Below are 6,551 nucleotides of genomic sequence, written 5' to 3'. Positions count from 1 at the left end.
CGCTGCGTGCTCTGCCACACGCACTTCGGAAAGGGTCTGGAAACCGAGACGCTAGCCTTCTGGCCGTTTGCCGTGGAGCAATTATGCATGCCCCAGCGATGCTAAGTGTGTCGTCTGATGCACGCTTCGCTGCCCGTACTGCGGCACTTTCTTTGGCAGGAATGTCCAGAACAGAGGATCAGCTTGAATCTGAAGAGCAACATTGTTTGGCTGCCGCAAATGGCGCGGCGCGTGCCGCCTCTCATTATCAAGGCCGTGTCGACGCGAAGAAAGATGTGGCGGATGCAGCGGCAGATGCGATCCGGGCTTATTATCGTGTCTCAGAAAGTGCCAATCAGTTTTATCTGAATGACCTATCCCTCTTACGGATGGTTACCAACGCTGAGGCGGTATTTGAGGAACCGTTGTTTTCGGAAATTTCTCAAACCCAAAACTCACAAAGACTGCGAGTGTTAGGGGAGTTCTTTGCTGCAGATCCTAAGAGATGGGGGTTTTGGAATGATTGGTATGAAGGCTATTTGACTGGAAATCCGATAAACTGGCAGCTCCAAAGTCAAATCGCTCTAATACCAGAAGAATATTGGTTGCACGGCCCATCTCAAATCTCTGTCAAAATTGAAGAATTAATGCAGCGTGGCAACCTGACTTGCGCAATCGACGAAGCTGAGGCTGAGTTGCAGGCGGCTTCGAATTCTCGGCATGGAATTGGAGGCAATTACCCACCCGAAGCCATAGTTCCTTCACACACAAATGTAGTTGATGAGCTGCTTACCGCCTGGGCACCTTTGCAGGAGTTGAGGCAGGAACTTGAAGCAGTAAATCCGATTAAATCCGTCATTCAAGACGTTCTAAAAACCCTGCGCGGCTTTCTAAGTGCCGGTTTTCAATGGGCGGCAAACAAAGCAGACTTAGCAGTTGATACCACGATAAAGTGGGGCATCCCCGCCATTGGCGGTGGCTACTTAGCTTTGAACCCTGAGAAAATCGAAGCGGTAGTTCAAGCCGCTGAGCGATGGTTGATGCTGTTGCATTGATGAGACCGTGTCTAAACGGATTCGAGTAAGGTGCTCCCCTATCATGAGTGCTCCAAATTCGAGGAGAACAACAAAACCTTAGCGCTCTAAACCCATATTGAACGTTGTCTCGGTATTTTCCTCAGCATCATTGATTTCGAATTTCTGGTCAGTGAGACTGGTCAAATGGCAATCATGATGGCACCGAAACTGGTGCATTTGACAGAATCTTGCTCCTAGCGGACCATGATATTGTGAGCGCATGTATTTCGCGCTGCTTTTTCAATTGGAGCTATTATGAGCGTTTTTTACGGTATTCTGTTTTCTCTATTTACTGCAGCTGTAGTCATCGCAGGTGACCTACTCATAAAGGTCGCCGCAGATGGCGCAAGGGCGATTACATCGCCGCCTATGATTGCGGGCATCTTGCTTTACGCCTGTTCAGCCATCCTTTGGTATTTCGCGATGCGTCACGTGACTCTGGGACAAGCAGCGGTGGCTTACTCGATGCTATCGCTGATTGTCTTGTGCGGTCTGGGGTGGGCGTTCTTTGACGAGGTAATCGGATTTCGTGAGGTCGCAGGCATTGGTTGCGCCTGTCTAGCTATGGTTTTGATGATGCGAATTGCGTGAAACCAAGCTCTTTACTGCAAGGAAGAATGTCGCAACACGGCGGAACCGAGCAGAAAACTCGCGAAATTTCATTGATTTTTAGTGAACCGGCGATGAACGACCCGTTACGCGTGAGTACACCCGATATGAGCTCTAATCGCGGCGTTGAGTTCGCGATGGGTAACGCAAATGAAGTTGGTACGGTTTTTGACGGAAAATTTTTCCGCGGTTTTGTTCGGTCTTTCGATTCTGAGCGGCGCATATATCTGTGGTGTGGTCAGCTACAAGTTTGAGTGGTTCCCAATCCCCATTTTGCAACAGGCCAAAGCCGGGTTCGACGCCTGGCGAAAACTTGAAGCCAAAGAAACCATCTATGGAAAAGTAGAAGATGTTTCTGTTCCACGGGAAGACCTGACAACCTGGCTTGTCGATCCCAGGGATTATGACGATTTGCTGTTAATCACTGGCGGCTTTGAGGAACAGCCCGAGCTTTGCCCAGAGCTTGGGTGCATTGCCTGGATCATGGACCGGGAAGGCAACGTGTACCACACTTGGAGCGTGCCAAGAGCCGAGCTATTTGAAGGGCAAGAATTTGACGGCTTCAGCGGTCAACCCGGAAGAGACAATGTGAACGTGTTAGGCGTGGACCTGGACAACAACGGCGACCTTGTTGTCACGTTTCAGGCCAAAAACATGTTCCCCTATCACATTGGTTCGATGCGAATTGATCGGGACAGCAATATTCTCTGGTCCTCTATCAATCATGGACATCACTGGCCGCATATTGCGAACAACAGCGACGCATTGTTGCCCTGGGCGCAGATTGAGCGGCCTGTAAAGAAACTTATCGGCTCGACCCGGATTTACACCAACTGCTCAGAAATCGGAGCCGTTTACGAGGAAGGATTCCAAATCGTAAACCGGGGTGGGGAAAGATTACGTGCGGTCCGTTTCGAAGACCTTTTTGCAAAAAACGGACTGATGGGGTTGGCGTATTCGGTGCGTGATGGCTGTGATCCTTATCACATCAATGGACTTGTTGAGTTAAACGAAGCAACCGCCGCGAAGATCGAGGGGGCCGAGGCAGGTGACATCGCCATGTCACTACGGTCGTCGAGTTCACTGATTATCGTAGACCGGTATGACGATGTTGTTCACCGCGTCATCAAGGGTCCCATGGTCGCTCAGCATTCACCAGTCGTCACTGAACGCGGTACATTTGTTTTGTTCGATAATCTTGGCGGGCTCGCGTCTCAGGGTGGCTCCCGCATAATAGAAGTAGACCCGGTGTCTGGGCTTGGGACATCGCTTTTTCCAGTGGCGGGTGACGCCGAACACGCCATTTTTTCCGAGGAGCAGGGCGTTGTAAGACTGAGCGAGGACAACCAGCGTGCTCTCGTATCGGTATCCCAAACCGGTCAGGTTCTGGAGGTTGATTTGAGTGAAGGCAGACCGGTGTGGGAATACCTCAATCAGACCAGTCTCGCAGCCTTCCATCGCCGCATCGGCGAAACCTCTGACCACAAATTCGCTTTGATGGAAACCAGAGGCGCGGATTATGTGTCTCGTGAATTTGCGGCCACTGTACTGGGTGCGCCTGCGCCTGTCGGGGTACTAAAGCCGCTGGTCAATTGAGTGAGCCAGCCCTTTGCCGGGAACGTCCTCAATGGCGCATGGCCGTTTATCGGCTATAGCGGGATTAGCAGGGCTATGCTGTCGAAACTGCGTCTTCAAGCAGCACTTTAGAAGAATAAATCCTCCATGAACCCAGTGAATTCGTACTCTGCTGGCAGGTTGCTGGGCAAGTCTTCGATGCCAAAGGCGGTTGAGCGCAGGGTCTGAAATTTTGCTTCGCTATCCGCGACCTCTGACGCGTAGCCGGTGTCTACGTCCCACATCTCCACGCCTGTAGATGAGATGTACAAGTTTTCTCCAACATATTCTGAATCCACGTCATCGATTTTGTCGAAAATAAATTCATCATCAGACATAATTTGTTACCTTTCACTGATAGGCCCGAATAGAAAATTGGGACCGGGTGAAATCTTACGTTCGAAACTCAACATGAACGCTAAATCGTTAACACAGACAGGGTGGCTGATACCCGGAAGCAAGTCAGTGAAGCGGTTCACAGGGCATCCAAACTGGGCTCCAAGCGGAATATCAAAGTATATTGTTGTTGGAGATTTCGGGGAGTGCTCTCCCAAAGCTATCCCCCAGACTTCGCCACCAAAACCACCCCAACCCCATTGGCCGTGTCGCCTTCGCCCACGAACTGAACTCCCTGGGCCTCTAGTGTAAGCCGCAGAAGTTGAACGGTGGAGGCTTTACCCTCCCCCTTGTCCACTTTGTTCAAGGTGTTTCGATGCAGCCCTGTCATTTCGGCTAAGTCTGGGTTGCTCAGGCCAAGTGCGGATTTTGCCATTTTGAACTGTACTGGCGTCATTACTGCCTCGATATGTGCTGATAGCACTTTTTGAGTGTTGACAGCATGTGCTGTGCTTACTACTTATATGCTATCAGCACAAGAACCGTGGCACAACGCTTGAGCAGCGATGCTGCTATTTGGCTTTATTTTAGGAGGAAACAGCAATGCCAGAACAACGCGCCAGCGCGAACGGAGAAGGTACGTCTGGACCAATCTTTGACGTTCCCACGCAGACCGACACCCATGACAAGGCGCTCAAGATATTGGCGCTTGCTCGTACCGGTGTTGCCGCCTCCGACAGCGCAATGAACATCGACCTGACAATGAGGGGATACGGCGAGTTGCTTGAAGTGATTGGGCAGCTTGCATCCGACATCCTCGACATGGAGCCCATCTTCGAACCACTTGAAAAAGGAGAAGTGCAATGAACGCCGAGACGAAGACTAATGACTTCGACGCAAACCCACACTTCATTGTTGCTGACTTTTCAGACTTTATGACCTGCCAGCAGCGCGTGACCGCCTTTGGCCGATGGTTTGACCTGCCTGAACCAGGCCTGCGCTATGACGAAGACGGCGACATCCTAATCGACGATGTGTTTCTTCGTTGGTGCAAGGAAGAAGGTGTTTCCATCGACTGGCTGGTGTGTGGAGACCCAAAAGGAATGGCGGCGAGATTCCGTGAAGTGCAAAAGGGGCGCAACAAAATAGAGCCAAATATCGCCCGGCTCGACGAAGCAGAAGTGGGAATGTTTGAATTCGCCCTCCATTCATACGTGGAGAACAATGTGCCTTTGGATCAGGCAATGGAAACCCTCGAAAAATGCATCAAAGAATACCGCGAGGAAACCAAGGCAGCTTGATCCGACTTCACTTTCGGGCGCGGCATTCACTGCGCCCGTTTTCATGTTTGAGATTTGATATGAGTTATTACACCGTCAACCGGCACTGGTCGGATCAATTCCTGCCTGAGATAAAGCGCATCATCGGCGGCCACATCCTGCAGGCCGCACCAGACCCGCTGGACCATTTCCAAGCCACTGACCTGTTGATGCTGGATGCCAAGGACATGCGCATAGCGGCCAGGGTCCGGCGTCACGGCTACGCCATCAGATACCCGCATCAGTTCACCATCAGAGCCAAACTGCCTACCGGAGCCGAGACGGAGTTGTCCAAGATAGTGAATGGCCACGGAGACTGGATGTTCTACGGCCACGCAGGGCCTGACGGGCAGGTAATAGATAGCTGGTGGTTGATCGACCTACGAGCGTTCAGAGCTGCACTGATAAGGCATAGAACGACGGGCGCACACCTGTTGATGGGTGACAAGTGCAACGCGGATGGGACGTGCTTCAAGTGGTTTGATATTCGGTCGTTTCCGAAAGAGCCGCCGTTGGTCGTGGCGCAGGGATAAGAGTAATTCCAGCCAGAGCACACTCCTTGAGCCGGGTGGTCTTTCTCTTTGGCAATGTCCGGTTTGAGCCCAAAGCGGACAATCGTTTGGTCGCGCCCCATCGGCATGCGCATTTGCCAAGTGGTCGAAACGTCGCCATTGTTCAGCTTTAGGCTTCAAGAGGATTGATCATGCGTTTTCTTGCCGTGGCGACAGCAATAGGCCTTTTTTTCAATGCTTCGGTTCTTCCATCTAACGCGCAGGAGTCCGTCAAGGAACTGGCCGCAAAAGCTTCCGCAGAACTGCGATTGCTGACTGATTTCCAGACGCTGGAACGGATGACAAGCCAAATGAACTACTTCCTTGTCTATGCAGTCGAAGCAGAGCGTGGCGGTTGGGACGTAATAGAATTTAACAATGCCGCTGATGGCAGTAGCTCGAACGCTTATATGATCCGCAGTACTTCTGAAGATGTACAGTTAGAGATTGCTAGGGCGAATAGCAGTATTATGAAAAGCAAAGTCGCAACCGAGGACGAGTTGAAGAGTGCCAAAGCAACTATGGCGAACTTGGGTGTTCTTGTCGCGTTGGCACCGCGGATTGCAGACATGGTTGCGGAGGGCGAGCTTGACAAGGCTGCGGTTCTCTACCACGAAACAGGACAACCGGCACATGAAAATGCGCTGCGCGGGGCTCAAAGTTCAGTTAGCACCGTACAAAGACGCCTTAGCAAAACTCTGCTGAACATTCGAGTTGCAAAATAGTATGTGTACTGCCGCTAGCAGCGCATTTCCGTCAACTTTGAGAACACTGCACCGCAAAAAAAATCAATTGATGTTCGGACTAGCGGAGATGAACCAGATGGCGGATGCAACTCGTAGACCCTGATGAGAGGCTGTCCTCTGGTTCAACCAACTTTTGGCCGCAAACACCCAATATCAGCTTTGTCCGCAAAGCTTGAATTGCGAAGCTCAATTCTGAGAGCCCGCTTTGAATTGCGACCAGCCAGTTATGCAGACCGCCGAGAATGGCAACGATGAGCCCAAAGCGAAAGTCACGCGCGGTCGCACTCCTACTTGTAAGCAGTTTTTCATGCTATCGCTTAG

General features: G+C 51.3%; 8 protein-coding genes. 7 read left to right on the top strand and 1 reads right to left on the bottom strand.

All coding sequences use genetic code 11. The features are described from left to right. Window positions 1–107: 107 nt before the first annotated feature. The 3 genes from ACR0K1_RS22680 (at window position 108) to ACR0K1_RS22670 (ending at window position 3,260) form a co-directional block, all read left to right on the top strand. On the top strand, window positions 108–1,034 hold the full coding sequence (locus ACR0K1_RS22680) for a hypothetical protein (RefSeq protein ID WP_480851945.1): 927 nt from the start codon (window positions 108–110) through the stop codon (window positions 1,032–1,034). Between the two features lie 276 nt (window positions 1,035–1,310). Next, a complete protein-coding gene (locus ACR0K1_RS22675; RefSeq protein ID WP_480617522.1) occupies window positions 1,311–1,646 on the top strand; it encodes a hypothetical protein in 336 nt (111 codons plus the stop codon). A gap of 168 nt (window positions 1,647–1,814) precedes the next feature. Continuing rightward, the gene (locus ACR0K1_RS22670) at window positions 1,815–3,260 is read left to right on the top strand and encodes an arylsulfotransferase family protein (RefSeq protein WP_480851944.1); all 1,446 of its coding nucleotides are present in this window, start codon (window positions 1,815–1,817) and stop codon (window positions 3,258–3,260) included. A gap of 107 nt (window positions 3,261–3,367) precedes the next feature. On the opposite strand, the gene ACR0K1_RS22665 is transcribed toward ACR0K1_RS22670, so the two are convergent. Continuing rightward, window positions 3,368–3,616 carry a hypothetical protein gene (locus ACR0K1_RS22665; protein ID WP_480851943.1) on the bottom strand — a complete coding sequence of 83 codons (249 nt, stop codon included), beginning with the start codon at window positions 3,614–3,616 and terminating at the stop codon, window positions 3,368–3,370. A 601-nt stretch (window positions 3,617–4,217) separates the two neighbouring features. Here ACR0K1_RS22665 and ACR0K1_RS22660 point away from each other — a divergent pair. The 4 genes from ACR0K1_RS22660 (at window position 4,218) to ACR0K1_RS22645 (ending at window position 6,209) form a co-directional block, all read left to right on the top strand. After that, window positions 4,218–4,481 carry a hypothetical protein gene (locus ACR0K1_RS22660; protein WP_480851942.1) on the top strand — a complete coding sequence of 88 codons (264 nt, stop codon included), beginning with the start codon at window positions 4,218–4,220 and terminating at the stop codon, window positions 4,479–4,481. After that, a complete protein-coding gene (locus tag ACR0K1_RS22655; RefSeq protein ID WP_480851941.1) occupies window positions 4,478–4,915 on the top strand; it encodes a hypothetical protein in 438 nt (145 codons plus the stop codon). The genes ACR0K1_RS22660 and ACR0K1_RS22655 overlap by 4 nt, the downstream gene beginning before the upstream one ends. Window positions 4,916–4,974: 59 nt before the next feature. Continuing rightward, window positions 4,975–5,466, top strand: coding sequence for a hypothetical protein (locus ACR0K1_RS22650; RefSeq protein ID WP_480851940.1), 492 nt, complete (start codon window positions 4,975–4,977; stop codon window positions 5,464–5,466). Window positions 5,467–5,636: 170 nt separating this feature from the next. Continuing rightward, window positions 5,637–6,209, top strand: coding sequence for a hypothetical protein (locus ACR0K1_RS22645; protein WP_480851939.1), 573 nt, complete (start codon window positions 5,637–5,639; stop codon window positions 6,207–6,209). Window positions 6,210–6,551: the final 342 nt, after the last annotated feature.

This window comes from Ruegeria sp. F5 (assembly GCF_056533845.1).
This window is presented reverse-complemented; position numbering and strand designations above follow the sequence as displayed.

Bases quoted from the DNA above. Each gene is read 5' to 3' on its own strand.
- ACR0K1_RS22665 (WP_480851943.1), bottom strand. From the start codon at position 3,616: ATGTCTGATGATGAATTTATTTTCGACAAAATCGATGACGTGGATTCA.
- ACR0K1_RS22670 (WP_480851944.1), top strand. From the start codon at position 1,815: ATGAAGTTGGTACGGTTTTTGACGGAAAATTTTTCCGCGGTTTTGTTC.
- ACR0K1_RS22650 (WP_480851940.1), top strand. From the start codon at position 4,975: ATGAGTTATTACACCGTCAACCGGCACTGGTCGGATCAATTCCTGCCT.
- ACR0K1_RS22660 (WP_480851942.1), top strand. From the start codon at position 4,218: ATGCCAGAACAACGCGCCAGCGCGAACGGAGAAGGTACGTCTGGACCA.
- ACR0K1_RS22655 (WP_480851941.1), top strand. From the start codon at position 4,478: ATGAACGCCGAGACGAAGACTAATGACTTCGACGCAAACCCACACTTC.
- ACR0K1_RS22645 (WP_480851939.1), top strand. From the start codon at position 5,637: ATGCGTTTTCTTGCCGTGGCGACAGCAATAGGCCTTTTTTTCAATGCT.
- ACR0K1_RS22675 (WP_480617522.1), top strand. From the start codon at position 1,311: ATGAGCGTTTTTTACGGTATTCTGTTTTCTCTATTTACTGCAGCTGTA.